The following is a 24,857-nucleotide window of genomic DNA, read 5'->3' on the forward strand; positions in this document are numbered from 1 at the left end:
AATTCCCCTGTCCCATCACATTGCAGCGGGAAGCTCCGGCGGCAAGCGCCAAACTGGTTTCCGTGAACTAATCTTGACCTGTTGCGCGTTCGATCCGATGGGTGAGACATGACACGCAACGCCTCGCTTCTCCTCGTCGCTCTTCTCGCTATTTCGACAGTTCCAGCGCTTCAGGCCGAGGCGAAGGACAAGCCTCATTTCGCGGTGACGATCGATACGACCGCTATCGGCACGCCGCCCGACGCCACGACAGCCGCGCGCGATATGCAGGCCGTGTTGTCCGCGCAAGCCGAGCGGACACCCGTGCGCGAGGAACTGGCGATCAGAGATGCGCGCCAGACCTTGTCAGGCTTTCTCGAAGAGATGAACGCCGACATCGACAAGGATGAATTGAAGAAGGCTCGCCGCCTCTTCAAGGACGCCACGAAAGCACTGGAGAAAGCACTCGCTCCCGTAAAAGGTCGCTTCGAACGCCCCCGCCCCTTCAAGGCGAATTCCGACATCAAAACCTGCGCGACCAAGCTGCCGCCGAGCAGTTCCTTCCCATCGACCCATGCGGGAACGGGGACGCTTTACGCGGCCCTCCTCACTCATGTGGCCCCGGAAAAGACGGCCGAGCTCGAAAAGCGCGGCCTCGACTACGGGTGGAGCCGCGTGGTTTGCGGTTTCCACTATCCCTCCGATACCGAAGCCGGGCGCACGGGAGGACGCCTCGTCGCAGCGGCTCTTATGAAGGACCCGGACTTCGTCGCGAGGCTCAACGCGGTCGCGCCGCAATTGCGAAAGGCCCTGGGTCTCTGACCACTCCCGCCTTTCCTCGCATGCCATATAATCTCGGTCGGCCAGAACGGAGCGCGCGATGGATCTTCCTCAAAGGTCCGATACCCATGAGGTGCTGAACCAGACACCGCCCTTTGCGGATATCAATCTGGTCGCCTCGAACGAGCCTCTGCTGGATGCCCTCAGGGCCAACGGGCTAACCGAACAGGAAAGCCTGATTGCGGCCGGCGCCCGGTGGGGAACCGCCGAGCGACTCGAGCTGGGCCGCCTCGCCAACGAAAATCCGCCGAAGCTTCGGACGCACGATGCGCGCGGCTACCGGATCGACGGGGTCGAGTTTCATCCCGCCTATCATGCCCTGATGAGGGAAAGCATGGCGGATGGACTTCACTCCTCGACCTGGGAAGAGAATGCGCCTGAACCGCCAAGCCCGCAGGGACACCTCGCCCGCGCAGCGCTTCTTTACACCATTGCCGGTGTGGAAAGCGGGCACGTTTGCCCGATGACCATGACCCATGCGGCGGTGGCAGCGCTGGCCATCGCGCCTGAACGATTGAAAGACTGGCTGCCGAAGATCCGCTCCCGAACCTATGACCCGCGCTTCATCCCCTTCTGGGAGAAGCATTCCGTCACCCTCGGAATGGGCATGACCGAGAAACAGGGCGGCACCGATGTCCGCGCCAATACGACCCGGGCCGACCCTGCGAATGGGGATGAGTATCGCCTGACCGGGCACAAGTGGTTCATGTCCGCGCCCATGTCGGACGGGTTTCTGGTTCTGGCCCAGGCTCCCGGCGGCCTCACCTGCTTTCTCATGCCCCGCCACCGGCCCGACGGCAGCCTCAACGGGATTCACCTCCAACGCCTGAAGGACAAGCTCGGCAACCGCTCGAACGCCTCCTCCGAGGTGGAATTCGTCGATGCCTTCGCGTGGCGCATCGGTGAGGAGGGCAAGGGTGTGCGCACCATTCTCAACATGGTGCAGTTGACCCGGCTCGATTGCGCCGTCGCCTCCGCCGGGCTCGTGCGGATGAGTCTCGCGCTTGCCATGCACCACGCCCGGCACAGGAGCGTCTTTCAAAAGAAGCTCATCGACCAACCCGCCATGCAGGCGGTGCTCGCCGACCTCGCCCTCGATACGGAGGCGATGACGGCACTCGCCATGCGCCTCGCGAAAAGCTTCGACGGTGCGGCGTCGGATACAATGGAGGCGGCCCGCGCCCGTGTCGTGACGCCTGCGGCCAAGTTCGGAATCTGCAAGGCGGCTCCCCGCCTGATCTATGAGGCCATGGAATGCCTCGGCGGCAACGGCTACGTCGAGGAGAGTCCGATGCCTCGCCTCTACAGGGAAGCCCCAGTCAATGCGATCTGGGAAGGCTCGGGCAACGTGATCGCCCTCGACATCCTGCGGGCGGCCGAGCGCGAAACAGATGCCGCCTTGGCGGTTCTGGAGCAATTGGCAGGCGAAGCCTGGGGCCTTCCCGGCGTCGCGGAAACAGCGAATCTGATTCAGACATCCTTGCGCTCTCCCGACGCCGAAGCGAGGGCGCGGCTTATCGCCGAACGGCTCTTCGCGCTTGCCGCCACAGCCGCCCTTGCCCGCTCCGGTCCGGCTGAGATTGCCGAAGCTTACGCAACGACACGCCTAGCCCAGCCGCCGCACATGACGGGGGCTAATCCGCTCGGCCAGGCGGCGAAACCCTTGCTCAACAGAGCGTTATCGCCCACATAGGGGCGATGCCGGTCAAGCCCGATTTGACTTGTCGGCGATCATCAACCACTTATCCGCACCCTGTGGCAGTCGGGGCTGACTGCCGTTTCCGTTGTCGTGAGAGCATGATGCTTTCCCGGCTCCTGCCAGGAATACGTTCATGAAAGTCGTCGTCGTCGAGTCGCCCGCAAAGGCTAAGACGATCAACAAATATCTGGGCAAGGACTACGAGGTCCTGGCTTCCTTCGGTCATATCCGCGATCTGCCGGCCAAAGACGGCTCGGTCGACCCGGAGGCCGATTTCCGCATGATCTGGCAGTTGGAAGATCGCGGCTCAAAGCGCGTCGCCGATATCGCCAAGGCGATCAAGGGAGCCGAAAAGCTCATCCTCGCCACCGACCCGGATCGCGAGGGCGAAGCTATTTCCTGGCACGTAGTCGAGGCTCTGCGCGAAAAGAAGGTGCTGAAGGACATTCCGATCGAGCGCGTGACCTTCAACGCCATTACCAAGGACGCGGTGCACACGGCCATGCGCCAGCCCCGTGAGATCGATCAGGCCCTGGTCGACGCCTATATGGCGCGCCGTGCCCTCGATTATCTCGTAGGGTTCAATCTTTCGCCCGTTCTATGGCGCAAACTGCCCGGCGCTCGTTCGGCGGGGCGCGTACAATCCGTGGCGCTCCGACTCGTCTGCGACCGCGAACTTGAGATCGAAACCTTCAAAGCACGCGAATACTGGTCGCTCATTGCCACCCTCGCAACCAAGGAAGGCGGCGTGTTCGACGCCCGCCTCGTGGGCGCGGACGGCAAGAAGATTACCCGCCTCGACATTGGCAAGGGCGAGGAGGCGGAGGCCTTCAAGCGCGATCTCGAACTCGCGACCTTCGGCGTCGCGACCGTCGAAGCGAAGCCTGCGAAGCGTCACCCCTACCCGCCTTTCACCACTTCGACCTTGCAGCAGGAAGCCTCCCGCAAGCTCGGGCTTGCTCCCGCGCAGACCATGCGCCTCGCGCAGCGGCTCTATGAGGGTGTCGATATCGGCGGCGAGACGGTCGGTCTCATTACCTATATGCGTACCGACGGCGTCGATATGGCCCCGGAGGCCGTGCAAGCCGCGCGCCGGGTGATCGGCAAGGAATACGGTGAGCGCTACGTTCCGGGCGTGCCGCGCAAGTATACCACCAAAGCCAAGAATGCGCAGGAAGCGCACGAGGCCGTGCGCCCGACCGATATGAGCCGCCTGCCGAAATACGTAGCGAAGTATCTGGAGCCGGAACAGGCCCGCCTCTACGATCTGATCTGGACGCGCACCATCGCGAGCCAGATGGAATCGGCCGAACTGGAACGCACCACGGTCGACATCACGGCCCGGGTCGGCCCGCGCCAGCTCGATCTGCGCGCCACCGGCCAAGTGGTGAAGTTCGACGGGTTCCTCACGCTCTACAACGAGAGCAAAGACGACGAGGCGGATGAGGACGAAGGCCGTCTGCCGCCCATGAAGGCAGGCGACTCGCTGGAGCGCCGCCGCATCGCAGCGACCCAGCATTTCACCGAGCCACCGCCGCGCTTCTCCGAGGCGAGCCTCGTCAAGCGGATGGAAGAACTCGGCATCGGCCGCCCCTCGACCTACGCCGCCGTGCTTCAGGTTCTGCGTGACCGCGAATATGTACGCATCGACAAGAAGCGTCTCGTTCCGGAAGACAAAGGCCGCATCGTCACGGCGTTTCTGGAGAGCTTCTTCCGACGCTACGTGGAATACGATTTCACCGCCGATCTCGAAGAGCAGCTCGACCGGGTTTCCAATCACGAGATCGATTGGAAGCAGGTGATGCGCGACTTCTGGCGCGACTTCTCGGCGGCCATCGCCGAAACGAAGGAGTTGCGCACGACGGAAGTGCTGGAATCGCTCAACGAGCTTCTCGGCCCGCACATCTTCCCCGACAAGGGCGATGGCTCCAGCCCGCGCGGCTGTCCGACTTGCGGCACGGGCCAACTCTCCCTGAAGCTCGGCAAGTTCGGCGCGTTCATCGGTTGCTCGAACTACCCCGAGTGCAAATACACCCGCCAACTCGCCGCAACCGGCGTGAACGGCGAAGGTGATGCGACTTCCGAAGGCGGTCAGCCCGGCGTGAAGGTATTGGGTGACGATCCCGATACCGGTCAGCAGGTCACGCTCCGCGATGGCCGTTTCGGCCCCTTCGTGCAATTGGGCGAGGGCGAAAAGCCAAAGCGTTCTTCGATACCGAAGGGCACATCGCCCTCCTCCGTCGATCTGGAAAAGGCCCTCAAGCTTCTGGCGCTTCCCCGCACGGTGGCGATGCATCCGGAATCCGGTGAGCCGATCCTCGCCAATATTGGGCGTTACGGGCCTTACGTGCAGCACGGCAAGACCTACGCCAATATCGGCAAGGACGACGACGTGCTTGAGATCGGCGCGAACCGCGCCATCGATCTCATCATCGCGAAAGAAAGCGGCGCAGGCGGCGGTCGTCGTGGCGCGGCCGATCCGGGCCGTCCGCTCGGCGATGATCCGACTTCGGGTAAGCCGATTGTCGTCAAGGCCGGGCGCTTCGGTCCTTACGTGACTGACGGCGAGACGAACGCCACGCTTCCCCGCGCCGTTTCGGCGGAGGCCGTGACGCTGGCAGAGGCGATTGAACTCCTTGTGGCCCGTCGCGCGGCAGGCCCGAGCAAGAAGGCGCGTGGCAGGAAGACCGCGACGAAGAAACCCGCAGCCGCTAAGAAGCCTGCCGCGAAGAAAACGGCAACGAAGACCGCAGCGAAGAAGCCCGCAGCGAAAAAGGCAGCTCCGAAGAAGGCATCGAAAAAAGCCGCGAAAGCCGGTTGATCCGATGACGGAATGGCTGCTGTCGAAACTCGCAGTGCATCACAACCAGGTGGAGATTCTACTCCGCCTGGGCGCTGCGACCCTGGCAGGAATGGTCATCGGCCTCAACCGCGACAGGCATAATAAACCGATCGGCATGCGGACCCTGGGGCTTGTATCTCTCAGCGCCGCAACGGTTGTTCTCTCCGGCACCGTCTTCGGCGAGTTGCAGTTTGAACAGGATGCCGTAAGCCGCGTCATACAGGGTATTCTGACGGGCGTCGGCTTTCTCGGCGCCGGTGCTATCATGCGCGGTAGGGACGGCTTCGAGGTTCACGGTTTGACGACGGCAGCCACGGTCTGGATCGCCGCGGCTCTCGGTGTGACGTCTGCCCTTGGAGCGTGGTTTATCACCGCGACGGGCAGCGTGATCGCGTTGTGCCTCTTGAGCATGGGAAAGCCGGTCGAACGCTCGCTCATCCGGCTTCTTGACAGCTCGAATGAAACAAATGGAATGACAATGGCGGGCTCAGAAAGCCAGCCAGAGCGCGAGGGCGCCGATCAGCCCCATCGCCAACCATAGTAGAGCCCCGGACGAAAGAGGGCGGCTTTCGGCAACGGGCATCGCCTCCGGTTCGTTGAACGCAAAGGCCTCGCCTGCCACGCGGGCGGTGCGGGTCAAGTGCAGGTTCTGTGCCGATCCGAAAACTGTTCTTGTCGTCACGTTCGAATCCCCCTCTCTTAACCTCGAGCTTAACCGGCCAACGTGAATACGACCTAAACAGTTCCGTTGATTGTTGAGGTCCAAAGGCCGAACCGTTCGTTTTCTCTCCGCGGAGAGTATGTCATGACGTTACCTCAAATTTGTGACGACAGGCAATCTTTTCGTTTTCGTTTTGTTCCCGTATTTATGCTTCATGCGATATAGTGATAGGAAGCACGAATCATTTCGGTCCCAAGGTTCAATGACTGACAACGACGATCTTTTCGGTGATGGCCGTGGCGCCGCAGCAAAGCGCGCGACGCCCGCCAAGAATGCCACCGCCAAACCCGTTCGCAGCGCGCCGAGAGTCGCGCCGCTGAGCGAGAGTGATTATGATGCCTCCACCATCGAGGTGCTGGAGGGGCTGGAGCCCGTCCGGCGTCGTCCGGGTATGTATATCGGCGGCACCGACGAGAAGGCGCTGCACCACCTCTTCGCCGAGGTGATCGACAACTGCATGGACGAGGCGGTCGCGGGCCACGCGACCTTCATCGAAGTGGAACTGGAGGAAGGCGGCTGGCTCTGCGTGACCGATAACGGGCGCGGCATCCCGGTCGATCCTCACCCGAAATTCCCGAAAAAGTCGGCGCTCGAAGTCATCATGACGACGCTCCACGCGGGCGGTAAGTTCGACTCGAAGGTCTATGAAACCTCCGGCGGCTTGCACGGCGTCGGCGTGTCGGTGGTCAACGCGCTCTCCGAGACGCTGGAGGTCGAGGTCGCGCGCGGACAGACACTTTACCGTCAGATCTTCTCGCGCGGCGTTCCTCAGACGAAACTCGAGACGGTCGGCCGCGCTCCCAATCGTCGCGGCACGAGGGTGCGTTTCAAGCCGGATCACGAGATCTTCGGCAAGGAGGCTCATTTCCTGCCGCGTCGCCTGTTCAAGATGGCGCGCTCGAAGGCTTATCTGTTCGGTGGTGTCGAAATCCGCTGGAAATGCGCCCCGCCCCTTCTCGATGCGACGGACGTTCCCGCCGAGGCGGTCTTCCGCTTCCCGAACGGCCTCAAGGATTATCTGGCGCGCGATATCGAGGGCAAGGAACTCGTCACCGATCAGGTCTTCGCTGGAAAGATTACCAAACAGGGCGGCCACGGCTCGCTCGAATGGGCGGTGTCGTGGATGGCGAACGAGGACGGTTTCTCGTCATCCTACTGTAATACGATTCCGACACCCGAAGGCGGCACGCACGAAAACGGCCTGCGCATCGCTCTCCTGCGCGGTCTGCGCGACCATGCGGAGCGCGTCAATCAGCAGAAGCGCATGGCGGCGGTGACCACCGACGACGTGATGGCGACCTGCGCCTCCATGCTTTCGGTTTTCATCCGCGAGCCGGAATTCCAGGGCCAGACCAAGGATAAGCTCGCGACGCTGGAAGCAGGCCGAATCGTCGAGGCCGCCATCCGCGACGCCTTCGACCATTGGCTCGCCGCTTCGCCGCAGCAGGCCAACAGGTTGCTCGACTGGGTGATCGATCGGGCAGAGGAGCGGCTGCGCCGACGCCAGGAAAAGGAAGTCGCGCGCAAAACCGCCACCCGCAAGCTGCGCCTTCCCGGCAAACTTGCCGACTGCTCCAATGCGGGCGCGGAAGGCTCCGAACTCTTCATCGTCGAGGGCGACTCGGCGGGCGGCTCGGCCAAGCAGGCACGAGACCGCAAGACCCAGGCCATCCTGCCCCTGCGCGGCAAAATCCTGAACGTCGCCTCCGCGGGTCGGGACAAGCTGCACCAGAACCAGCAGCTTTCCGATCTCGTGCAGGCACTCGGCTGCGGCATGGGTTCCCATTACCGGGACGCCGATCTTCGCTACGAGAAGGTCATCATCATGACCGATGCGGACGTGGACGGCGCGCATATCGCCTCCCTCCTCATCACTTTCTTCTACCGCCAGATGCCGCGTCTTATCGATGCCGGGCATCTTTATCTCGCCGTGCCCCCGCTCTTCCGCCTCAGCCATGGCGGCAAGACGGTCTATGCGCGCACGGAAGCGGATCGGGACAAGCTCCTCAAGTCCACCTTCAAGAACAGCGGCAAGGTCGAGATCGGCCGCTTCAAGGGCCTCGGCGAAATGCTGCCGGCCCAGCTGAAGGAAACCACTATGGACCCCAAAAAGCGCACGCTTCTCAAGGTTATGGTCGAGACGGACGACCGTCCGGAAACCAGTGACGCCGTCGAGCGTTTGATGGGTAACAAACCCGAGGCGCGCTTCACCTTCATCTCGGAACGCGCGGCCTTTGCAGACGAAGCGCAACTCGATATTTAGTTGCAAATCACAGGTTGAATAAAATTTTCCAATCGTGCCGATAAAAAAATTCAATGTAAGGTGGAACCATCCTTATTAAGCGGCGTTGACCAGACACTACCGGCTCATTCTGCCCCCACGAGCCGGCCCCTTCAGGCCCCGAAAGGGGCCTTTCTTTTTTTCATATTCCTCTCAACTTAGCCGCGAGGTTCGCTCGCGAACGCTTTGGCGGCGGCTTGACCAGGTCTGCAGGCCCTCCTACGAGCCCGCCTTCGGCTGCTCGGTGACGTCATATGTGCAGCGGAACGCGGCAGCGGCGACGCGATAGGTATCGGACGGATTGTTTGGGTCCTGGACGATGGTGTCACCGGGTTTTGCGATCATCGACTCGCCCCATGGCGCGTTGAAGGTGAACGGGCCCTCGGACGCGGAAAGAGTTATGAACCGCATCGGCGTTCCGCTCGGGCGAAAGGCTTTGAAACCCTGTGCATCCGCGTCGTTTAGAGCCGTGCCGTAGCGCTTGGCGAACGTCGCCGCCTTCACCAGATAAAGCTCGTTGCCCGTCTCGGGGCAGCGGTTACGCACGACCATGTCGCCGCTTTCCGCGGGCTTGCTCTTCGTTTCGACGCCCTCCGACTTGATAACGGTGACGACGATTTCGCCCGCCTCGGCGGGCTTGGCGTCCACCATTTTCGTCTTCTGCGCTAGGCCCGCGCGCCCGCTCTCGGCGGCTTTCGCGAAAAAGCCTTTGATATCGAAATCCTGGGCATTGGCGGATGCGGTGAGCATCGCAAACATAAGGGAAAGGCAGAAAGACGATTTAGGCAGCATGGTTTCCTCGCGAGATCCTGACAATGGCACCACATTACGATGCGTCATTGCGAGCCTTATGCCAATCTCTCATGGCTCCTGCGTGACGCCCTAGAGCATGATTAGAACAAGTGGAATCCGGTTGTTCGCCCGGATCATGCGAAATCAAAGAACCTGGAGCTTGATCATGTTTCAAGGAGACCTGATCAAGCTCTAGCCGCTGCGTCCCTCGCATGCGACAAAGCACCGAACTTTGAAGCATCGAAGACCCTGAGAAACATCCCCCTTTGGCCAAACGTCAGAAACTCCATTCCACGCCCCCCTCCCGCGAAGATCTCGTTGCCTTCATCACGACGGCGAAGGGCAAGATCGGCAAGCGCGAGATCGCGCGCGCTTTCGATATTCAGGGTGGCGACAAGATCTGGCTCAAGCAGATGCTGAAGGATCTGGAGATCGAGGGCGTTGTCGACCGGCGCGGCAAGACCATGCACAAGGCGGGGCAGCTTCCACCCGTGGTGCTCGCCGACATCAAACGTCGGGACGAGGACGGCGAGTTGATCGCCGAACCGGCCGAGTGGGACGAGGAGCACGGCCCCATCCCGACCATTCTCGTCACCCTGCCCCACAAGCCGCAGCGCGGCCAGCCGACGCCCGGCGTCAACGATCGCGCGCTGATCCGCGTCTCGCCGCTGAAGAACGATATCCATCACTATACCGGCCGCGTCGTCAAAATTCTGGAGAAGCACCGCGCCCAGGTGCTCGGCATTTTCCGCGCTTTGCCGGAAGGTGGCGCGCGGCTCATACCCGTCGAGAAAAAGACCCGCGAACGCGAGCTTGTCATCCGCCCCGGCGACGAGGGTGAGGCGAAGGACGGCGATCTTGTTGCGGTAACGGTTCTCAAGGGCGGCCGTATCGGCCTTCCCCACGCCAAGGTGAAGGAGCGTCTGGGCTCGCTGTCCTCCGAAAAGGCCGTGAGCCTGATCGCAATCCATGCTCACGGCATCCCCAACGTCTTCGCGCCAGCCACTCTCGCGGAAGCGGAAAAGGCCGAGCATCTGGGCCTGGCCGACCGTGAGGATTGGCGCGATCTGCCGCTCGTCACCATCGATCCGCCCGACGCCAAGGATCATGACGACGCGGTTCATGCGGTGCGGGACGAAGATCCGCACAATCCCGGCGGCTTCGTCGTCACCGTCGCCATTGCCGACGTGGCGGCCTATGTGCGGCCCAGTACCGCCCTTGATCGGGAAGCAGTGGAGCGCGGCAACTCGGTCTATTTTCCCGACCGGGTCGTGCCGATGCTGCCTGAGCGCATCTCGAACGATCTCTGCTCGCTGCGCCCTCACGTGCCACGCCCGGCGCTTGCGGTGCGGATGGTGCTCGATGCGGACGGGCGCAAGAAGCATCACAGCTTCCACCGGATCATGATGCGCTCGGCGGCGAAGCTCTCCTACCAGCAAGCGCAGGCGGCCATCGACGGAAGGCCGGACGATACGACCGCCCCGCTCATCGACGCGATCCTGAAACCTCTCTGGGCCGCTTTTGAAACCGCGAAGAAGGCGCGCGACATCCGCGAACCGCTCTTCCTTGATCTGCCCGAGCGCAAGATCGTTCTGAAGCCCGACGGTACGGTGGATCGGGTCTTCGTGCCGGAGCGGCTGGAGGCGCACAAGCTCATCGAGGAATTCATGATCCTCGCGAACGTGGCGGCCGCCGAGACGCTGGAGAAAGCGGATTTCGAGCTGATCTACCGCGTCCATGACGAGCCCTCCCTCGAAAAGATGCGGGCACTTGGCGAGGTGTTGGCTTCCATCGGCCTGAAACTGCCGAAGGGCAACGTGTTGAAGCCCGAACTCTTCAATCGCGTTCTCGCCAGCGTCGAGGGCACGGAAAACCAGCTCTTCATCAACGAAGTCGTGCTGCGCTCCCAATCTCAGGCCGAGTATTCCGCCGAGAACTACGGGCACTTCGGCCTGAACCTGCGCCGCTACGCCCATTTCACCTCACCCATCCGGCGCTATGCGGATCTCGTGGTGCATCGTGCACTGATCACGGCGATGAAATTCGGCAAGGATGGGCTTTCGCCGAATGTCACGCGCCTCGAACTCGCCGAAATCGCCTCCCGCATTTCCATGTCGGAGCGGCGGGCCATGGCGGCCGAGCGGGAAACCATCGACCGCCTGATCGCCCATCACCTCGCCGATCGGATCGGCGCGACCTTCGACGGTCAGGTCTCCGGCGTCACAAAGGCTGGTCTGTTCATCAAGCTCGACGAGACCGGCGCGGACGGTTTCATCCCGGCAGGAACCATCGGGGCTGATTATTACCGTTTCGAGGAAGGCAACCATGCCCTTCGCGGCGAGCGCACCGGCGAGACTTTCCGCCTCGGAGACAAAGTGCGCGTCAAGCTGGTAGAAGCAGCTCCGGTCGCGGGCGCCTTGCGCTTCGAGATTCTCTCCGAAGGGCGTTATAGCGGCAAGCGCGGCGGGGGCAGCAGCAAGGGTCGTTCGAAACCCAGCCATCGCCCGACGTCGAAGAAGACAAAGACGAAGGTCAAATCGAAGCGCGGGCGCTGATGCGCCCGTTCGAAGGACAAGCCATGCAGACCGAGCGGATCATCGCAGGGACCCCGGAATTGGCGACCGCCATGAAGCGTGGCTTCATGGGACGCTGCCCGGCTTGCGGAAAGGGCCGCCTCTTCGGGCGTTTCTTGAAGGTCAACACCGCGTGTGATTGCTGCGAGACCGAATTCCACCATCACCGGGCGGATGACCTGCCGCCCTATATCGTCATCTTCATCGTCGGCCACCTGATCGGCTACGGCGTGCTGGTGGCGGAAACGAACTTCGATGTGCCGCTCTGGGCGCAGATCGCATTCTGGCCGACTCTCACGCTCGCCCTGTGTCTCGGTCTGCTCCAACCGACCAAAGGTGCTGTCGTCGGGCTGCAATACGCGCTAGGCATGCACGGATTCGGCGCGGCACGTGCCAAAAGCAACAAGAATGCGAAGGAGGCGTCTGGTGTCGAAGGTTCAATTTCAACCTGAGACGGACGGTCTCGTCTCCACGGCGCCCGACGCGTCAGCACCCGCCCTTCGCCCACGCGACTCGGCCACCCTCATCATCATCGACCGCAATGGCCGCGCACCCAAGGTCTTGATGGGTCGCCGTCATGAAGGCCACAAATTCATGCCGGGCATGTTCGTATTTCCGGGCGGCCGTGTCGAGCCTTCCGACCGGCAGATGTCGGTCGCCGGCTCGCTTCATCCGCGCGCCGAACAGGCCTTGATGGAGCGCGTGTCCCGCCCCTCCTGGCAACGCTGCCGCGCCTTGGCGCTGGCCGCGATCCGCGAGACTTTCGAGGAGACCGGGCTCATGCTCGGCTCCAAGGATTACGGCGCCCCTGAAAGCGTGCCGCCCGGCCCCTGGGCCACGTTTCAGGAGCGCGGCGTCTTTCCCGAACTCGATACGCTGCAATTCGTCGCGCGGGCGATCACGCCGCCGAAGCGCGTGAAGAGGTTCGATGCCCGGTTCTTTGCCGTGGACAGCGATTGCGTTGCCGACGTGGTCGATGGCGTAATCGGGCCCGAATCCGAACTGGTTGAACTCGCCTGGGTCACCTTCACGCAGGCGCAAAAGCTCGACCTGCCCAACATCACGCGGACCGTACTGCAAGAGTTGGAGAGCCGAATCGCGGCCGGATTCATCCACGAACTTCCGGTTCCCTTCTTTCATCAGAAGCGTGGCCGTTCCGTCCGGGAACTGTTGTAATCCGCTTTGACATGCCGAAACCCTTGACGCAGCGGGCGTTATCGGGCATGGACAGCGTGAAATTCCGGCCGGGGTGAACCCGGCCCTTTGTGTTTCGGCAAAGCCGAACTACCCAACAAGAGGTCCCGACCATGGCCAAAGCCGCAACGATCAAAGTGAAACTCGTCTCGTCCGCCGAAACCGGCTATTTCTATGTGACGAAGAAGAATTCCCGCACCAAGACCGACAAGCTCGTGATGAAGAAGTACGACCCCGTCGCGAAGAAGCACGTCGAGTTCCGCGAAGCGAAGATCAAGTAATCAGCTTCGTTAAAAATCTGATCTTTGGAATTAAACCGCCTCAGCAATGGGGCGGTTTTTCTTTTGGGGAGCAGCAAGGGGACCACGCTCTCGTGGTTCGACCCCACGTCAGCTTCAGCGACGGGGCAGCGGTCCTAGAAGCAAATTCTCTCCCGATAAGGGCCGTTGCGGCCAGTTCGCCAGCGATAGTCGCAATGTTTCCAGCCTCGCGGTCCGTAATAGAACTGGTTCTGGGTGTAACCTCTCCAGACACATTGATGATGCCTGTTGCAGACCCAGCGGACCGGCGTGGTCAACTCGTTCCCGTCCAAGATAGCTGAGAGATTTGGAAACGGAGCGGCAGTTGCCGGTGCGACCGCTGAGCTGGAGCATAGAACGGCTCCGGCGAGTGCAAATGTGGCAAGGACTCCCTTCATGACAGCCTCCGTAAAAGTGGCAACGTCACAGCGAGCATTCCTATCAGAGGGCTAAGGGGCCATGGATAGGTCTATCTTCCAAAGCAAGGCGAGCCGAATTGTTCCCGGCTGAAGGGAGAATGAGAGGTCTGATTGAAAAGCGTGGAAAGGTGGCCAGCTGGAGACGGGGCTGAGGAGGCGAAACCGCCTCCAGCTTGGCCGAGCCCACGAAGTCCCAGGAGATGCGGCGGACCTGAGCATCGGGGCGTCTGTTCGAGCTGGAGGGGGCAAAGGAGGCCACCGACCGCGCTCAAAATCTTAGTTCCCGAACTTTCATGGCGAAATGAGATCGCCTGAAAGTAAGGTGTCCGCCCACAGGCGAACTTTCCTGTGTTTAAGAAGAACAGAAATTGCAGAGCAATGCAATAAGGCCGAATCAACGAAACATCGATCTTACCTAAGGTGAGATTCGAAGCAAAACCCTTCGATTAAAGCCCCCGCCCTATGCGGCGAGGCGAAGCGGGTCTTCTTCGACTTGAGCCGATGGCGAGCGAAACAGCATCGCATGCAGTTGAAGCCGGATTTCCGCGGCCCGCAATTCCTTGATCAGAGAGCGCTTTCGCGCAGCAAGACCGACGTTCATGAGAGCGGCGCAGCGATCGATGGGGCGTATTAGCCCGTCGTCGGCACCCCAGACGTTTGCGGCCTCGGGCGGAACACCCAGGAGGATCATCCGCGCTCGGCATCCGAAGGCGTCCCGTTTACCCAAGCGCGCCCGGAAGTCGCCTCCCGCCGCCTTGAGGACCGACGCATCGCATAAAACGACATCGAACGCAGCCGCCGACCTGTCCGCGAGGATCCGGCCTTTGCGGTCGACAGAGGTCACATGGCACGTCGGCGAAAGAATTTCCGTGAGGCGCTGACGGGATGCGGAATCGGGATCGATCAGCAGAATGTTGTGCGGTTGGGGCAAGTCGACAGAACCGTCGCCCACACTCGCGACACCGTACTCGGCGGCGCGAACACACCCCGCGATTTCCGCCATCTGAACGAAGTTTCCGAGACGTTGGCCTGCCAGGCCCTCGTGCGTCGGAATAACAAGGTAGTCATCTGCCCCGACATCGAGGGCTCTGATCCGGCCACATGACGGTGTCTCTTCGCCGATGATGGCAATCGGCACATGGCGGCACGCCGGATCATTCTTGATCTGCGCGCACAGGGCGAACCCGTTGAACCCGGGCAACTCTCCTGCCACGAGGACAGCGTCCGCCAACCCGTTACGACAGATGGCAAGGCCGTCGGATTCGTTCGTTGCTATCGTGACGTCGAGAGTTTTTCCCGCGAGGGAGCGTTCGATTGCGGCCGCGCGCTGAAAGTCGGGATCGACGATCAAAATTCGCCCGGTCATGCGGGTTTATCGTCCGCGTTGAGATAGGTTCTCACTGTTTCGAGAAACTTGGCGATGGAGATCGGCTTCGACAGATAGGCCTCGCAACCGCCTTCACGAATACGCTCCTCGTCACCCTTCATGGCAAAAGCCGTGATAGCAATGACGGGAATGGATTTTAGATCCTCGTCGGCCTTCAGCCAGCGCGTGACCTCGAGACCCGAGACCTCAGGCAGCTGGATATCCATGAGGATCAGATCCGGCTTATGGGCGCGGGCAAGCTCCATCGCCTCGATCCCATGGCCCGTTTTCAGGGTGGCATAGCCATGGGCTTCAAGGAGATCGTTGAAGAGCTTCATGTTGAGTTCGTTGTCCTCAACAATAAGCACAGTTTTCTTCATTGCCGCAGCCCCTGAGCCAAAAACAGACTTCACCGGCTCGATCATTCGTCCGAAACTAGCCGGTCACTTATTGATGAAATGGAAATGGGGGTTGGCAAAATGCAAATCCGGACAAGAAGATGGCATTAAGGAAAATAAACGCTGAAGAAGCCGAAAGCGTGGCGCTGAACATCTTCACGCGGCTTATTGCCGATGAAGACCGGCTGAGCCGCTTTCTAGCCATTTCGGGTCTACAACCTGATTCTATCCGCGACGCGGCTTCCCAACCCGGCTTTTTCGCCGCAATCCTCGACTATGTCGCCTCGGACGAAGCGCTGCTCCTGGCGCTTGCCGAGGAGCTTTCCGTCAAGCCGGAGCGTATCGTCGAGGCGCATCAGATCCTGTCGCCATCGGAATTTTACTAAAAACTACCGAGACACGCCTCAGACCTCGACAAGGCCAGACACCCCATGCGAAGCAAAACTCGAAAGCCGAATCCTTTTTTGCCATTGCAAGTGTCGGCCGCGATAAATTTCTTCGGTACAGGCTACGTGATGCTATGGGCGCATCAAGCCTACACGAATTTTCAATGCACTCTCGGCGCGCCTTGGGACAGCCTTGACGCAACCCACATACTACAGAACTATTATCCAGCAGCATTGAGAGAAACCAAAACACTCCGCCAGCTTTCGTCGCAATGTATTGCAGCTCTACACGCTCAAACAACCTCAGCATATATAACAATATATGGCATTGCCTTAGCGCTTGGCCTGGTGGCATTCCTTTTTACAAAACTTCAAAGCGCTTCAAAACTTAATTTAACGAAAAAAACATATCTGAGAGCGGTTTTAGCCACTTTTTTACTATCCTTTTTATGCGCCTATACAACATTTATAGTCTTTTATTATCAAGAAATCATAATATTCGAAGGAAAGCGCGGTCGATTTTCAGTAAAGTTTTACCAAGATTATGTAAGCGTTCTAAATTATTGGCTTTCATTTCAATTGTTTTCGCTCATCGGCATCCTGGGTCTTTGGTTCGGTTGTTTGGGTATTGCGGCTGGCTGGCGGAGCGTATTCCGGGCTGAGCAACTTTTTGGAAACGGCAAGCTTAGTTCAGGAGATTCTTAAGAGAGCTTAGACTGAGCATCCCGAACATCGAGATAAGGTTTCTTCGTGGATCTAACCGCGCCATTTTGCAGGGATTGTCTCACCGTCGCCGCCTCGGCCTCGGTGCGCCGCTGCACGGCCTGCGGCTCCCCTCGCCTTCTCGCGCACCCCGAGCGCGACACGCTCTCTGTCGCCCACATGGATTGCGACGCGTTCTTCGCGGCGGTGGAGAAGCGGGACGACCCGAGCCTTGCCGACAAACCGGTGATCATCGGCGGTGGCAAGCGGGGTGTCGTCTCCACATGCTGCTACGTGGCGCGCACCTACGGCGTGCGCTCGGCGATGCCCATGTTCAAGGCACTGAAGGCCTGCCCCCACGCGGTCGTGGTCAAGCCCAACATGGAGAAATATCGAATCGCGGGGCGAGCGGTGCGCCAATTGATGTTCGAGATGACGCCACTGGTGGAGCCTGTCTCCATCGACGAGGCATTTCTCGATCTTTCAGGCACCGAGCGGCTGCATCACGCAAGTCCGGCGCTGACCCTCGCCCGTTTCGCCAAACGCGTCGAGGATGAGATCGGCATCAGCATTTCGGTTGGCCTCTCGTACAACAAGTTCCTCGCCAAGATCGCCTCGGACTTCGAGAAACCGCGCGGATTCTCGATCATCGGACGGGAAGAAGCCCCCGCTTTCCTGGCAGAGAAGCCGGTCTCGATCCTTCCCGGCGTCGGCGCCGCCGCTCAAGCGCGATTGGCAAAAGCGGGGGTGACGCTGATCTCACACCTGCGGGACACATCGCAGCGCACCTTATTCGAAGCGCTCGGCCGCGATGCACAGCGACTCGCGCGACTGGCCTTGGGTCAGGACGACCGGAGTGTGAAGACCGAGCGCGAGACCAAGAGCATCTCCGCGGAAACCACCTTCGACGTGGACCTGCGTTCCTTCGAAGATCTGGAACCCATTCTCTGGCGGTTGGCGGAAAAGGTCTCGTCTCGACTGAAAGCCGCGCAGCTTGCGGGACAGAGCGTGACTTTGAAGCTGAAGGATGCGGAGTTCCATCTCTTGACGCGGACCCGCTCAGGCTTCCCGCCGACGCAACTCGCCGCACGGCTGTTCGACCCGGCGCGACAATTGTTGAAAACCGCCTGCGACGGCACAGCCTATCGCCTCATCGGCATCGGCGCGGCGGATCTGTGTGACGCGTCGGAGGCGGACAAGGGCGATCTGGCCGATCAAAGCGTGGTGCGTCAGGCCAAAATGGAAACCGCCATCGACCGAATTCGCGACAAATTCGGCACCGCCGCTTTGCAGAAGGGTATCACGTTGCGCGGCCGTCAGCGCTGACAGGTCGAGACAGGCAGCAATTCCAGGCTTTTCAATTCGCCGGTCAGGACGAAATCGCCGTAATCGAGCTTCAACGCGCGGCTGACGCCGTTCTCGTACAGATCGAACGAGATGATGTAGGCGGGTGTGCGATCCCCCTCGCCTGCGGTGAAATAGCTGATCGTCACAGGCCAGCGGGGCTCCTTCACGATGCCATCCTGCCGGGCCGGCTCCTCAAGACTCCCGGCCGCGCCACCCTCGATCTTGCGGCCAATCAAAGCGAGAGTGTCGTAGATCTTCTTACCGTCGTCGGAGCCGTCATAGAGCCTGACGTTCAGGGTCGTCTTGCCTGCGCGTGCCGCCTCGATCAGACGCTTCAGATGCTCGGTCGGGAAAACTAGGGTGCCTGGGGCGGCGAATGTGTCGCGCTTAGGCTGCTTCAAATTGACCGCGAGCGAACCGTCGTTTTTCAGGCTCGCATCGCCATCCACATTGTCCTTCACCATGCCTTCCAGGGTCGACTCGATTCGAAACCGCATTGAATTGCCATCACCGGCCTCGAACGTGGCGGTGCGCACATCGAGCGTCCGAGGACCGGTTTCCGCGCCGTTGAGCACGGTCACCTGACGGTATTTCATCGTGTAACCGTCACAGGCGTCACCGGCGAATTCGAGTGCAATTCGCCCTCTGGCGCTGTCCATACCTCGCATTCCCGTCGATTTACCTAGCGAAATGTCGTAAACGGCCCTGTGGGGCACGAGATGGACCCCTGTCTGTGGCGTCTGGGCCGAGACGGAAAATGCCGTCGCCAGAAAAGCACTCGACACCAGGATCAAACGACGCATGACAACTCCTTTGGCAGACGCCCGATTTTGGGCTTCGCCTGAGTTGCTCAAGATAGGCCTGCGGTCGATCGTGGGCAACGTCCGGCTTGCTTCTCGATGGACGATCCGCCAAAGCTTGGCCGGTTTAAGGCCTGTCACAAGGCCGTCGAGGAGTCACTCATGAGCAATATCGAGAAGAGATTGCAGGAACTGGGCATTGCCCTTCCGACACCAGCCGCACCGGTTGCGAATTATGTGCCGTTCGTCCGCACCGGAAACCTGGTGATTATTTCCGGCCAGCTTTGCCTCGGCATCGATGGCAAGCTGAACGATGCCCATAAGGGCAAACTCGGCGCGGAAGTCTCGCCCGAAGCCGGTCAAGCGGCTGCGCGTAACTGCGCCATCAATCTGATCGCACAACTACGCGCCGCTGTCGGCGATCTCGACAAGGTCGTGCGTGTCGTGCGCCTCGGCGGTTTCATCAACGCAGTGCCGACCTTCGCCGCACTGGCACCCGTCATGAACGGCGCGTCCGATGTCATGGTCGAGGTTTTCGGCGACAAGGGCCGCCACGCCCGCTCCACCGTCGGCGTCGCGGAACTGCCGCTCGACGTTGCTGTCGAAGTCGAAGGAATGTTTGAAGTCCTATGAGCACACCCAGCTGGCTCGTCGCGAAGCCCATCGCCCATCGCGGCCTGCACAACAAAGCGGGCGGCATCATCGAGAACACGCTCTCGGCCGCGGAAGCCGCCATCGGCTACGGCTTCCCGATCGAATTGGACGTGCAGCTCACCGGCGATAACGAAGCAATCGTCTTCCATGACTTCGAGCTTGACCGGCTTACGGGCAGCACGGGCCTTGTCGCGGAGCGCACGCTATCCGAATTGGCCGGCATTGATATCGCGGGCTCGACCGGTGGCGACAAGATTCCGTCGCTGAAAGGCTATCTCGACAAGATCGCCGGGCGCGTGCCGCTCGTCATCGAGATCAAGAGCAAGTTCAACGGCGACATGCGTCTGACGAAGCGCGTCTGCGAAATCCTAGCCGACTACAAAGGCCCGTTCGTGGTCAAGTCGTTCGATCCGGACATCGTCGAGACCGTGCGCAAGATTGCACCGCACATCACGCGCGGCATCATCGCAGAGCTGCACTATGCCTCGAAGACCGACGAGATCCTTTCGCCGGAGCTGAAGTATCGCCTCGCGAACCTTCTGCACTTTGCGGAATCGCAGCCGCAATTCATTTCGTGGCACGTGAAGGACCTGCCGGCGGCGGGACCATATCTGGCGAAGCTTCTCGGCAACCTCCCGGTCATGACCTGGACCGTACGCAATCCGGAAGATCGCGCCCGCGCGGAAAAGCATGCGGACCAGATGGTGTTCGAAGGCTTCCTGCCGTAACGCTTGTCAGGATCCCACAGCGGTCATACGCTAGAGCCCGGTCATGTCTTCGAACCTGACCGGGCTTTATTTTTGTTTCGGCATGATCGTTTTGGAGAGCCGGATTTCTCCGGATCATGCGCCAGGTGTCAGCGGCGAGATCCTTTCGATCCAGTGCCTTTCCAGATCAAAATCGCGCAAGGCTTGAGCGTCGTCCCGGCAGCCTCCTGGGACGCGTGTGCACGCTCCACGGAGGTTGGAGCGGATCCCTTCAATCCCTTCGTCTCGCACGCCTTTCTCGAAAGCCTGGAAGCATCCGGTTGCGTCGGTAAATCCAAAGGCTGGATGCCGCTCCATGTCCTGGTTGAAGATGAGACGGGGACGTTGGTGGGCGCAGCACCCTGCTATCTCAAATCGCACTCCATGGGCGAATATGTCTTTGACCATGCCTGGGCGGATGCCTTCGAGCGCGCGGGTGGTCATTACTATCCGAAGCTTCAGGTCAGCGTGCCTTTCACTCCCGTCACCGGCCCTCGCCTTCTGGTCGCGAAGGGTGCGCCGGAGGACGAGGTGCGAGCGCATCTGATCGCCGGGTTGCGCGTGCTGCGGGAGCGCAGCGATGCTTCATCGATCCACGCGACGTTTCTACAAGAGAACGATCTTCGCGCTTTTGAGGCTCAAGGCTTTCTGCGGCGAGACGACCAGCAGTTTCACTGGTTCAACGAGGGCTATGGAAGTTTCGAAGATTTTCTGAGCGCCCTCTCCTCGCGTAAGCGCAAGGTCATTCGCCGCGAGCGGCGCGATGCCTTGGCAAACGGCATCACCATCGAGTGGGTGACAGGCACCGAGATCACGGAAGCGCATTGGGATGCGTTCTTCGCGTTTTACATGGATACGGGCTCGCGCAAATGGGGGCGGCCTTATCTGAACCGAAAGTTCTTCTCGCTCATCGGCGAGCGCATGGCAGATCGCATTCTGTTGGTGCTCGCCAAGCGCGAGGGTCGCATCATCGCGGGCGCAATCAATTTCATCGGCGATACACGCCTCTACGGACGCAATTGGGGTTGCATCGAGGATCATCCGTTCCTGCATTTCGAGGTCTGCTATTATCAGGCCATCGCGTTTGCCATCGCTAAAGGATTGGAGCGGGTCGAGGCCGGCGCGCAGGGCGAGCACAAGCTGGCGCGCGGCTATCGCCCTGTCGTGACTTCATCGGCGCACGACATCGCCAATCCATCGCTGCGCAAAGCCATCGCAGACTATCTCGATCATGAGCGGGACTATGTGGCCGAGGCCGCGGAAGAGCTGTCGTCGGCGACGCCGTTCAAGCAGCGCGAGGATGAGTAGAGCCGGTCGGTCTTTGGGGAGAACCAACCCACAGCCTCACCCTGAGGGATGCGAAGCATCGTCTCGAAGGGCGAGGCGTCTCCGGAGTACACTGGAACCTCCTTCGAGACGCAGCCTTAAGGCTGCTCCTCAGGATGAGGTCTCGATCTGCATCGCCATTAGTGGCTGCGAACCGAAATCCGCAATGTCAAAAAAACCTGCCCCGAAACGACAATGCCCGGACGAGGTCCGAGCATGTCGCTAGTGGTACAATTTTTTGCAAAATGTCTCGGGTCAGAACCCGGACGTCACCTGATTCAGCCCATTGAGGATCGCCGTCGGTGAGGTGCCGAGTGCGATCATCACGCCTTCCACGGCCCAATAGCAGCCGACAACGATCACCGGCACGAGGATCCAACCCAAAAGCTCTTCCATCCAGATGCGCCGACGACGGCGGCGTTCCCGCTGCTCGCGCCAGGTGCGTCTGACGGGAGCCGCGATTTCCGTCGCGACTTCCAGAGGGCCCTCGTGTAGATCGGTCGTCATGCCTTAACCAGTGGAACCTTGGGTACTGTGCGGATCGCGCCACCGCTTCCGCCTGAGCCTTTCGGCTTGGGTGTTTTTTTGGCCTTAGCACTTCCAGTTGTCCGAGTCTTGCTCTTCTTCTTGGCAGTGTTGGCCACAGCCTTTTCAGGTTTCGGCTTGGGCATCCCCTCAAGATACTCGAAGCCGAGTGTCTTCAGGCCGATCTCATCGGTCTTGACGATGACCCTTACCGCACCGCCATCCTTCAGACGGCCGAACAGCACATCGTCGGCAAGCGGCGTCTTGATCGTCATCTGGATCAGGCGCGCCATGGGCCGAGCGCCCATCGCTTCGTCATAGCCATGCTCGACAAGCCATTCGCGAGCCTCGTCGGTGAGTTCGATGGTCACGTTGCGGTCGGCGAGTTGAACTTCCAGTTGCAGGACGAACTTATCGACCACCTTCTCCACCACTTCCTTGGGCAGATGGCCGAAGGAGATGATGGCGTCGAGACGGTTGCGGAATTCCGGCGCGAACAGCTTGTTCACCGCCTCCGTATCGTCCCCTTCCCGCTTGGTGCGGGTGAAACCATAGGCTGGGCGGGCGAGATCGGCGGCACCGGCATTCGTGGTCATGATGATGATCACGTTCCGGAAATCGACCTGCTTGCCGTTGTGGTCCGTTAGCTTCCCGTGGTCCATGACCTGGAGCAGGATGTTGAACAGATCCGGATGAGCCTTCTCGATTTCGTCGAGAAGCAGAACGCAATGCGGATGCTGATCGATCCCATCGGTCAGAAGACCGCCCTGATCGAAGCCCACATAGCCGGGAGGGGCGCCGATCAGACGGCTGACCGTGTGGCGTTCCATATACTCCGACATGTCGAAGCGGATCAGCTCCACGCCGAGGCTCACGGCCAATTGCTTCGCCACCTCCGTCTTGCCGACGCCGGTCGGGCCGGCGAAGAGGTAGGCACCGATGGGCTTCTCGGGATCGCGCAGACCCGCGCGAGCGAGCTTGATCGCCGAGGTCAACGCCTCGATGGGCTTGTCCTGGCCATAGACGACACGCTTCAGGGTGTCCTTGAGGTTCGCGAGAACGGTCGCATCGTCCTTCGATACAGTTTTCGGCGGAATACGCGCCATCGTGGCGATGGTGACTTCGATTTCCTTCACGCCGATGGTCTTCTTGCGCTTGTTCTCAGGCAGAAGCATCTGCGACGCGCCGGTCTCGTCGATCACGTCGATCGCCTTATCCGGCAACTTGCGGTCATTAATGTAGCGTGCGGACAATTCCACCGCCGCCTTGATGGCGTCGTTGGTGTAACGGAGTTTGTGGAACTCTTCGAAGTAAGGCTTCAGGCCCTTCACAATCTCGATGGTATCCGGGATCGTCGGCTCGTTCACGTCGATCTTCTGGAAACGGCGGACGAGTGCCCGGTCCTTCTCGAAATATTGCCGGTATTCCTTGTAGGTGGTCGAGCCGATGCACCGCAGCGAGCCTTGCGCCAGAGCCGGCTTGAGAAGGTTGGAAGCGTCCATCGCCCCGCCCGAAGTCGCACCCGCGCCGATCACCGTGTGGATCTCGTCGATGAACATGATGGCGTTCGGATGCGCCTCGATTTCCTTGACGACCTGCTTCAGGCGTTCCTCGAAATCGCCGCGATAGCGAGTGCCGGCAAGCAGCGTGCCCATGTCGAGAGCGAACACGGTCGCATCCCGCAGCACTTCCGGCACCTCGCCCTGCACAATCTTGCGGGCGAGACCTTCTGCGATGGCGGTCTTGCCGACGCCGGGATCGCCGACGAGGAGCGGGTTGTTCTTCTGGCGACGGCAGAGGACCTGAATCGTGCGCTGCACCTCGGCCTCGCGGCCGATCAGCGGATCGATCTTTCCGTCTTTCGCTTTCTTGTTGAGATTGACGCAATAAGCCTCCAGGGCGTCGCCCTTTTTCTTCGGGCGCCCTTCCTGTTCCTCGGAGGCTGGGCGCTCGTTGGAGGGCTCTTCCTCGGCCCCCCGCGGTGCGCGGGGCTCCGCCGCGCCGGGGCGCTTGGCGATGCCGTGGCTGATGTAGTTGACCGCGTCGTAACGGGTCATGTCCTGCTCTTGCAGGAAATAGGCGGCATGGCTCTCGCGCTCGGCGAAGATCGCCACGAGCACGTTCGCCCCGGTCACCTCATCGCGGCCAGAGGACTGCACATGGATCACCGCGCGCTGAATGACACGCTGGAACCCGGCTGTCGGCTTAGAATCCTGCCGTCCGTCCGCCACGAGATTGGCGAGCTCGGTATCGACATATTCCACCAGATTGCGTCGTAGGAGATCGAGATCGACATTGCAGGCGCGCATGACGGCTGCCGCGTCCTGGTCGTCGACCAGGGCGAGGAGAAGATGTTCGAGCGTCGCATATTCATGACGGCGCTCACCTGCGAGAGCGAGAGCTCGGTGGAGGGCTTGTTCAAGACTGCGAGAGAAGCTCGGCAATGGCTTGTCCTTTGAGACCCAATGTCCCGGTAATTCGCTAGTTCTTTTCCATGACGCATTGGAGGGGATGCTGGTGCTTGCGGGCGAAATCCATGACCTGCGTCACTTTAGTCTCCGCCACTTCGTAGGTAAAAACACCACATTCCCCAACGCCGTTCTGATGCACGTGCAACATGATGCGGGTCGCGTCTTCGCGGTTTTTGTTGAAGAAGCGTTCGAGCACATGCACCACGAATTCCATCGGAGTGTAATCGTCATTCAACAAGAGAACACGGTACAAATTGGGCCGTTTGGTACGCGTCTTGGTCTTGCTGATGATTGCGGTGCCGGTGCGCCCGTCCTCATCATCCCCGCCCGGGTTCTTCGACCCAGCCGCGAAGAGGGGCATCCAATCCCTTAAGATCAAGGTGCTCCGCGTCGTCAGCATGATAATTCGACCGCCCCTTCGTTGCCGATATCCGGCGACTTAAAAATCGCACGGCTCGTTTGCCGCCTCAACCGTCAAAACAGAACCTAGTGTCGCC

General features: G+C 60.5%; 22 protein-coding genes. 15 read left to right on the top strand and 7 right to left on the bottom strand.

Annotation, left to right across the window (positions count from 1 at the left end):
* Window positions 1-108: 108 nt before the first annotated feature.
* The 5 genes from AB4072_RS00085 (at window position 109) to parE (ending at window position 8,344) form a co-directional block, all read left to right on the top strand.
* A complete protein-coding gene (locus AB4072_RS00085; RefSeq protein ID WP_441964874.1) occupies window positions 109-801 on the top strand; it encodes a phosphatase PAP2 family protein in 693 nt (230 codons plus the stop codon).
* A gap of 58 nt (window positions 802-859) precedes the next feature.
* On the top strand, window positions 860-2,512 hold the full coding sequence (locus tag AB4072_RS00090) for an isovaleryl-CoA dehydrogenase (protein WP_441964875.1): 1,653 nt from the start codon (window positions 860-862) through the stop codon (window positions 2,510-2,512).
* A 139-nt stretch (window positions 2,513-2,651) separates the two neighbouring features.
* Entirely contained in the window at window positions 2,652-5,339 is a 2,688-nt protein-coding gene (gene topA / locus AB4072_RS00095; protein ID WP_441964876.1) for a type I DNA topoisomerase, read from the top strand.
* 4 nt (window positions 5,340-5,343) lie between these two features.
* On the top strand, window positions 5,344-5,901 hold the full coding sequence (locus AB4072_RS00100) for an MgtC/SapB family protein (protein ID WP_441964877.1): 558 nt from the start codon (window positions 5,344-5,346) through the stop codon (window positions 5,899-5,901).
* Between the two features lie 382 nt (window positions 5,902-6,283).
* Window positions 6,284-8,344, top strand: a complete 2,061-nt coding sequence (parE, locus tag AB4072_RS00105) for a DNA topoisomerase IV subunit B (protein WP_441964878.1) — start codon at window positions 6,284-6,286, stop codon at window positions 8,342-8,344.
* A gap of 237 nt (window positions 8,345-8,581) precedes the next feature.
* On the opposite strand, the gene AB4072_RS00110 is transcribed toward parE, so the two are convergent.
* The gene (locus AB4072_RS00110; protein WP_441964879.1) at window positions 8,582-9,202 is read right to left on the bottom strand and encodes a hypothetical protein; all 621 of its coding nucleotides are present in this window, start codon (window positions 9,200-9,202) and stop codon (window positions 8,582-8,584) included.
* Between the two features lie 218 nt (window positions 9,203-9,420).
* On the opposite strand from AB4072_RS00110, the gene rnr reads away from it, so the two are divergent.
* The 4 genes from rnr to rpmG all read left to right on the top strand — a co-directional run bounded on the left by rnr (window position 9,421) and on the right by rpmG (window position 13,202).
* Window positions 9,421-11,709, top strand: a complete 2,289-nt coding sequence (gene rnr / locus AB4072_RS00115; RefSeq protein ID WP_441964880.1) for a ribonuclease R — start codon at window positions 9,421-9,423, stop codon at window positions 11,707-11,709.
* 23 nt (window positions 11,710-11,732) lie between these two features.
* The gene (locus AB4072_RS00120) at window positions 11,733-12,179 is read left to right on the top strand and encodes a DUF983 domain-containing protein (protein WP_441965695.1); all 447 of its coding nucleotides are present in this window, start codon (window positions 11,733-11,735) and stop codon (window positions 12,177-12,179) included.
* Entirely contained in the window at window positions 12,154-12,903 is a 750-nt protein-coding gene (locus AB4072_RS00125) for an NUDIX hydrolase (RefSeq protein WP_441964881.1), read from the top strand. The genes AB4072_RS00120 and AB4072_RS00125 overlap by 26 nt, the downstream gene beginning before the upstream one ends.
* 131 nt (window positions 12,904-13,034) lie before the next feature.
* Complete coding sequence (gene rpmG, locus AB4072_RS00130) at window positions 13,035-13,202, top strand: 50S ribosomal protein L33 (RefSeq protein ID WP_441964882.1); 168 nt, start codon at window positions 13,035-13,037, stop codon at window positions 13,200-13,202.
* Window positions 13,203-14,099: 897 nt separating this feature from the next.
* Here rpmG and AB4072_RS00135 read toward each other — a convergent pair.
* Together AB4072_RS00135 and AB4072_RS00140 are read right to left on the bottom strand one after the other, a co-directional pair.
* Entirely contained in the window at window positions 14,100-15,005 is a 906-nt protein-coding gene (locus AB4072_RS00135) for a response regulator (RefSeq protein ID WP_441964883.1), read from the bottom strand.
* Window positions 15,002-15,385: a response regulator gene (locus AB4072_RS00140; RefSeq protein ID WP_441964884.1), complete on the bottom strand. Its 384-nt coding sequence runs from the start codon at window positions 15,383-15,385 to the stop codon at window positions 15,002-15,004. Before AB4072_RS00140 ends, AB4072_RS00135 begins: the two co-directional genes overlap by 4 nt.
* 119 nt (window positions 15,386-15,504) lie before the next feature.
* On the opposite strand from AB4072_RS00140, the gene AB4072_RS00145 reads away from it, so the two are divergent.
* Genes AB4072_RS00145 through AB4072_RS00155 form a run of 3 tightly spaced genes read left to right on the top strand, consistent with a single transcriptional unit; the run spans window position 15,505 to window position 17,817 of the window.
* Window positions 15,505-15,789, top strand: a complete 285-nt coding sequence (locus AB4072_RS00145; protein ID WP_441964885.1) for a DUF3572 domain-containing protein — start codon at window positions 15,505-15,507, stop codon at window positions 15,787-15,789.
* A gap of 45 nt (window positions 15,790-15,834) precedes the next feature.
* The gene (locus AB4072_RS00150; protein WP_441964886.1) at window positions 15,835-16,494 is read left to right on the top strand and encodes a hypothetical protein; all 660 of its coding nucleotides are present in this window, start codon (window positions 15,835-15,837) and stop codon (window positions 16,492-16,494) included.
* A gap of 45 nt (window positions 16,495-16,539) precedes the next feature.
* Window positions 16,540-17,817 (top strand): DNA polymerase IV, encoded by a 1,278-nt coding sequence (locus AB4072_RS00155; protein ID WP_441964887.1) that lies wholly within the window; start codon window positions 16,540-16,542, stop codon window positions 17,815-17,817.
* Here the strand turns inward: AB4072_RS00155 and AB4072_RS00160 are convergent.
* Window positions 17,808-18,641, bottom strand: coding sequence for a cell envelope integrity EipB family protein (locus AB4072_RS00160; protein ID WP_441964888.1), 834 nt, complete (start codon window positions 18,639-18,641; stop codon window positions 17,808-17,810). The two genes, AB4072_RS00155 and AB4072_RS00160, sit on opposite strands and share 10 nt — an antisense overlap.
* 159 nt (window positions 18,642-18,800) lie before the next feature.
* Between AB4072_RS00160 and AB4072_RS00165 the strand changes: the two genes are divergently transcribed.
* From AB4072_RS00165 to AB4072_RS00175, 3 genes are all read left to right on the top strand, one after another.
* On the top strand, window positions 18,801-19,271 hold the full coding sequence (locus AB4072_RS00165; protein ID WP_441964889.1) for a RidA family protein: 471 nt from the start codon (window positions 18,801-18,803) through the stop codon (window positions 19,269-19,271).
* On the top strand, window positions 19,268-20,020 hold the full coding sequence (locus tag AB4072_RS00170; RefSeq protein WP_441964890.1) for a glycerophosphodiester phosphodiesterase family protein: 753 nt from the start codon (window positions 19,268-19,270) through the stop codon (window positions 20,018-20,020). Before AB4072_RS00165 ends, AB4072_RS00170 begins: the two co-directional genes overlap by 4 nt.
* A 153-nt stretch (window positions 20,021-20,173) precedes the next feature.
* On the top strand, window positions 20,174-21,346 hold the full coding sequence (locus AB4072_RS00175) for a GNAT family N-acetyltransferase (protein WP_441964891.1): 1,173 nt from the start codon (window positions 20,174-20,176) through the stop codon (window positions 21,344-21,346).
* A gap of 273 nt (window positions 21,347-21,619) precedes the next feature.
* Here AB4072_RS00175 and AB4072_RS00180 read toward each other — a convergent pair whose 3' ends face one another.
* From AB4072_RS00180 to clpS, 3 genes are read right to left on the bottom strand one after another with little or no spacing between them, the layout of a single operon-like run.
* The gene (locus tag AB4072_RS00180) at window positions 21,620-21,871 is read right to left on the bottom strand and encodes a hypothetical protein (RefSeq protein WP_441964892.1); all 252 of its coding nucleotides are present in this window, start codon (window positions 21,869-21,871) and stop codon (window positions 21,620-21,622) included.
* Window positions 21,868-24,333, bottom strand: a complete 2,466-nt coding sequence (clpA, locus tag AB4072_RS00185; protein WP_441964893.1) for an ATP-dependent Clp protease ATP-binding subunit ClpA — start codon at window positions 24,331-24,333, stop codon at window positions 21,868-21,870. Before clpA ends, AB4072_RS00180 begins: the two co-directional genes overlap by 4 nt.
* A 37-nt stretch (window positions 24,334-24,370) precedes the next feature.
* On the bottom strand, window positions 24,371-24,721 hold the full coding sequence (gene clpS / locus AB4072_RS00190; RefSeq protein WP_441965696.1) for an ATP-dependent Clp protease adapter ClpS: 351 nt from the start codon (window positions 24,719-24,721) through the stop codon (window positions 24,371-24,373).
* Between the last annotated feature and the right edge of the window lie 136 nt (window positions 24,722-24,857).

It is taken from the genome of Microvirga sp. 2MCAF38, from assembly GCF_052115485.1.
Taxonomy (GTDB): Bacteria; Pseudomonadota; Alphaproteobacteria; order Rhizobiales; family Beijerinckiaceae; genus Microvirga.

What these genes read in the sequence shown, in the direction of transcription:
- AB4072_RS00150 (WP_441964886.1), top strand. Translation starts at nt 15,835, where the DNA reads ATGCGAAGCAAAACTCGAAAGCCGAATCCTTTTTTGCCATTGCAAGTG.
- AB4072_RS00135 (WP_441964883.1), bottom strand. Translation starts at nt 15,005, where the DNA reads ATGACCGGGCGAATTTTGATCGTCGATCCCGACTTTCAGCGCGCGGCC.
- AB4072_RS00120 (WP_441965695.1), top strand. Translation starts at nt 11,733, where the DNA reads ATGCAGACCGAGCGGATCATCGCAGGGACCCCGGAATTGGCGACCGCC.
- AB4072_RS00160 (WP_441964888.1), bottom strand. Translation starts at nt 18,641, where the DNA reads ATGCGTCGTTTGATCCTGGTGTCGAGTGCTTTTCTGGCGACGGCATTT.
- topA (WP_441964876.1), top strand. Translation starts at nt 2,652, where the DNA reads ATGAAAGTCGTCGTCGTCGAGTCGCCCGCAAAGGCTAAGACGATCAAC.
- AB4072_RS00085 (WP_441964874.1), top strand. Translation starts at nt 109, where the DNA reads ATGACACGCAACGCCTCGCTTCTCCTCGTCGCTCTTCTCGCTATTTCG.
- parE (WP_441964878.1), top strand. Translation starts at nt 6,284, where the DNA reads ATGACTGACAACGACGATCTTTTCGGTGATGGCCGTGGCGCCGCAGCA.
- AB4072_RS00165 (WP_441964889.1), top strand. Translation starts at nt 18,801, where the DNA reads ATGAGCAATATCGAGAAGAGATTGCAGGAACTGGGCATTGCCCTTCCG.
- AB4072_RS00100 (WP_441964877.1), top strand. Translation starts at nt 5,344, where the DNA reads ATGACGGAATGGCTGCTGTCGAAACTCGCAGTGCATCACAACCAGGTG.
- AB4072_RS00140 (WP_441964884.1), bottom strand. Translation starts at nt 15,385, where the DNA reads ATGAAGAAAACTGTGCTTATTGTTGAGGACAACGAACTCAACATGAAG.
- AB4072_RS00110 (WP_441964879.1), bottom strand. Translation starts at nt 9,202, where the DNA reads ATGACGCATCGTAATGTGGTGCCATTGTCAGGATCTCGCGAGGAAACC.
- AB4072_RS00170 (WP_441964890.1), top strand. Translation starts at nt 19,268, where the DNA reads ATGAGCACACCCAGCTGGCTCGTCGCGAAGCCCATCGCCCATCGCGGC.
- AB4072_RS00145 (WP_441964885.1), top strand. Translation starts at nt 15,505, where the DNA reads ATGGCATTAAGGAAAATAAACGCTGAAGAAGCCGAAAGCGTGGCGCTG.
- AB4072_RS00180 (WP_441964892.1), bottom strand. Translation starts at nt 21,871, where the DNA reads ATGACGACCGATCTACACGAGGGCCCTCTGGAAGTCGCGACGGAAATC.
- AB4072_RS00090 (WP_441964875.1), top strand. Translation starts at nt 860, where the DNA reads ATGGATCTTCCTCAAAGGTCCGATACCCATGAGGTGCTGAACCAGACA.
- clpS (WP_441965696.1), bottom strand. Translation starts at nt 24,721, where the DNA reads ATGCCCCTCTTCGCGGCTGGGTCGAAGAACCCGGGCGGGGATGATGAG.
- rpmG (WP_441964882.1), top strand. Translation starts at nt 13,035, where the DNA reads ATGGCCAAAGCCGCAACGATCAAAGTGAAACTCGTCTCGTCCGCCGAA.